This window comes from Streptomyces sp. adm13(2018) (genome assembly GCF_008042145.1).
Lineage (GTDB): Bacteria > Actinomycetota > Actinomycetes > Streptomycetales > Streptomycetaceae > Streptomyces.
Window position 1 is genome coordinate 1 of the sequence record NZ_RDBH01000301.1, and the last position, 2,101, is coordinate 2,101.

The window sequence follows — 2,101 nt, forward strand, 5'->3', positions numbered from 1 at the left end:
GTCCCCACCCTCGCCTGGACCGGCTGCGCCACCGAGGCGTACCCCAAACTCCAGTGCGCCACCCTCAGAGTGCCGCTCAACCACGACGACCCGGCCGGCCGGACCGTCACCCTCGCCCTCACCCGGGTCCCGCACACCGCGAAGACCTTCCAGGGGCCGCTGATCGTCAACCCGGGCGGGCCCGGCGGCAGCGGCCGCGGCATGGCCGGGTACGTGGCGGCCTCGCTGCCCCCGAAGGTGGCCGCCGAGTACGACGTGATCGGCTTCGACCCGCGCGGGGTCGGCAAGAGCGAGCCCGCGCTCGACTGCCGGCCCGGCCACTTCGCACCGGTCCGCCCGGACTCCGTGCCGAACGACACCGCGGGCGAGCGGCTCGCCATCGAGCGGGCACAGGACTTCGCCGCCGAGTGCGGCCGGAAGTACGCGGACGTGCTGCCGTACATCGACACCGTGAGCAGCGCCCGGGACATGGACGTGATCCGGCGCGCACTCGGCGCCCCGAAGATCAACTACCTCGGCTACTCGTACGGCACCTACCTGGGGGCCGTGTACGCGCGGCTCCACCCGGACCGGGTGCGGCGGATGGCGCTGGACTCCGCCGTGAACCCGCACGGCGTCTGGTACGAGGACAACATCGCGCAGGACTACGCCTTCGACACCCGGCACAAGGACTTCATGGCCTGGGTGGCCGCCCGGAACTCCGTGTACAAGCTGGGCGCCGACCCGGCGGCGGTCGAGGCCGCCTGGTACCGGATGCGCGACGCGCTCCGCGCGCAGCCCGCCGGCGGAAAGGTCGGACCGGGCGAGCTGGAGGACACCTACCTGCCCGGCGCCTACTACAACGGCTACTGGCCGCGCCTGGCCAAGGCGTTCGCCGCGTACGTCAACGACGCGGACCCGGCCCCGCTCACCGAGGCGTACGAGCGGTACGGCGAGGCCGACGCGGCCGCCGACAACGGCTACTCGGTCTACACGAGCGTGCAGTGCCGGGACGCGGGCTGGCCGCGCGACTGGAACGTCTGGCGCAAGGACAACTGGGACGTGCACGCCAAGGCACCCTTCTCCACCTGGAACAACGCCTGGTACAACGCGCCCTGCGCGTTCTGGCCGGTGGAGTCGCTCACGCCGCCGGACGTGAGCAACGACGAGGTGCCGCCGGTCCTCATCCTCCAGGCCACCGACGACGCGGCGACGCCGTACGAGGGCGGGGTCGCCCTGCACCGGCTGATGCGCGGCTCCAGCCTGGTGGTCGAGGAGGGCGGCGGGAACCACGGGGTGACCCTCGCCGGGAACGAGTGCATGGACGAGCACCTGTCCACCTACCTGGCCACCGGCAGGGTCCCGCGCGCCACCGGGGACTCCGAGGTGGACGCCGCCTGCGCGACGCTGCCCGATCCCGAGCCCGCCGCGGCGAACCGGGTCGAGCCGACCGCGGCCGAGACCCCGGGCAGCGCGCTGCACGGCTTCCTCGGCCACGTGCGCTGACCTCCCACCGGGCCCGCCGGCGCCCCACGAGAACGCCCGCACCCCCCGGGGTGCGGGCGTTGTCAGTGCCGTGGGCGAGGATGTGGGACATGACGAGCCACCTGACCCACGTACCCGCTCCCGAGGGGATCGCCGCCAGCCCGCAGTACAGCCATGTCGTCTGGGGCACGGGCCGCTTCGTCGCGATATCCGGCCAGTGCGCCCTCGACGCCTCGGGCGCGGTGGTCGGGGAGGGCGACGCCGTGGCGCAGGCCCGTCAGGTCTTCGCCAACCTGGACCGCTGTCTGGCCGCGGCGGGTGCCGGGTTCCGGGACGTGGTGAAGCTGACGTACTTCGTCACGGACGTCGCGCACCTGCCGGCGGTCCGGGAGGCCCGGGACGCCCACTTCGCGGGGGCGCCGCTGCCGGCGAGCTCGGCGGTGCAGGTGTCGGCGCTGGTCCGGCCGGAACTGCTCGTGGAGATCGAGGCCTTCGCGCTGGTTCCCGAGCGGCGGCCGGAGCCCGCCGGCCCGGGCCGCCCGGTGCTCCGCTCAGTGGGCGGCGGCCAGTCGGCCCAGTGACGTCCGCGCGGCGGCGCCGAGCCGGGGATGCGGGAGCGCCGCCTCCAGGGCGGGGC

2 protein-coding genes are annotated in these 2,101 nt (G+C 74.4%); both read left to right on the forward strand.

Features of this window, described 5'->3' with window-relative positions; all coding sequences use genetic code 11:
* Positions 1 to 1,485, forward strand: a 1,485-nt coding sequence (locus EAO70_RS36855) for an alpha/beta hydrolase (protein ID WP_148007127.1), incomplete at its 5' end; no start/stop codon positions are given.
* A gap of 89 nt (positions 1,486 to 1,574) precedes the next feature.
* Complete coding sequence (locus tag EAO70_RS36860) at positions 1,575 to 2,045, forward strand: RidA family protein (RefSeq protein ID WP_148007128.1); 471 nt, start codon at positions 1,575 to 1,577, stop codon at positions 2,043 to 2,045.
* Positions 2,046 to 2,101 lie beyond the last annotated feature (56 nt).

Coding starts and splice junctions, on each gene's coding strand:
- EAO70_RS36860 (WP_148007128.1), top strand. CDS start 1,575: ATGACGAGCCACCTGACCCACGTACCCGCTCCCGAGGGGATCGCCGCC.